The sequence below is a fragment of the Flavobacterium polysaccharolyticum genome (genome assembly GCF_038739875.1).
GTDB lineage: Bacteria > Bacteroidota > Bacteroidia > Flavobacteriales > Flavobacteriaceae > Flavobacterium > Flavobacterium polysaccharolyticum.
The window spans coordinates 1-1,337 of record NZ_JBCGDP010000059.1 but is presented as its reverse complement, the minus strand read 5'-3'; the positions used below and the strand labels follow the sequence as shown (position 1 = coordinate 1,337).

General features: G+C 41.4%; 1 protein-coding gene. It reads left to right on the top strand.

The window, feature by feature from the left end:
- A partial coding sequence (locus WFZ86_RS20065) for an Ig-like domain-containing protein (RefSeq protein WP_342693601.1) occupies positions 1–1,337 on the top strand: 1,337 nt, incomplete at both ends.

Genomic DNA, 1,337 nt, shown 5'->3' with positions numbered 1-1,337 from the left:
TAGCATCAGCCATCTTTAACAATGCAGCGCAATTGGTTACGCCAGCTGTTCCGACAATTAGTTCGACAGCAGCGTCTTGTTCGTCAGCAGAAACCAGTACGATTAGCAATTACAATGCATCGAATACGTACACTTTTGACCCAGCTACACCAGGAATTACAATCAACACCACCACAGGATTAATTAGTGGATTGATCGTTGGAACAGATTATACAGTAACATCAGGCAATGGAAGTTGTACCTCAGTAGCATCAGCCATCTTTAACAATGCAGCGCAATTGGCAGTGCCGTCTGCGGCATTAGTTTTGGGCGGTACAAGTTCAATTTGTACTGGTGCAACTACAAATATAAGTGTTACTAATTCAGAAGTTGGAATCAGTTACCAATTGCGAGATGGAGTATCAAATATAGGATCGGCAGTTATTGGAACAGGAGGAACGATTAGTCTGTCGACAGGAGCTTTAAATACAACAACTACGTTTAATGTTTTAGCAATTAATACTTCTACTACTTGTACTGTCCAATTAACAGAAACTGAAATTGTAACTGTAAGTAATTGTTCTCCAGTAGCTTCGAACAGTGTCATAAATGTAGCTGAAGAAAGTACAAATACTACATTAGGATTAGCAGCACCAACCGATCCTGATAGTGGCGTCCTTACTATTACAGTTACAGGTTTACCAACTCTAGGAACAGTAACCTTGGCTAACGGAACAACTATAATCAATGGACAAACGCTAACGAGTGCCCAATTAATTGGATTGCAATATGACGCTCCAGTAGATTATAATGGAACTGATTCTGTTGGTAATTTTACATATAGTGTAAGTGATGGAAATACTACTGTAAGTGGACAAACTACCATCACAGTAACCCCAGACAACGATGCACCAGTAGCACAAGACAACGCTTATAGTGGATCAGAAGATGCAGGTAACATTACAGGGAATGTCATTACAGACAATGATGCCACAGCAGGATTGGATGGCGATGTTGATTCAACAACCTTAACCGTTCAAGACTATACCATTGCAGGCATCACAGGCGTACAAGCCGTAGGATCAGCCGTAACGATTCCAAGTGTTGGAGCGATTACAATATTGGCAGATGGAAGTTTAACATTCGTACCATTGGCTAATTACAACGGAACCGTTCCAACGATTAGCTATACATTAACCGATGGCGCTTCAACTGATACAGCAAATGTTGTCATCACAGTAACCCCAGACAACGATGCACCAGTAGCACAAGACAACGCTTATAGTGGATCAGAAGATGCAGGTAACATTACAGGGAATGTCATTACAGACAATGATGCCACAGCAGGATTGGATGGC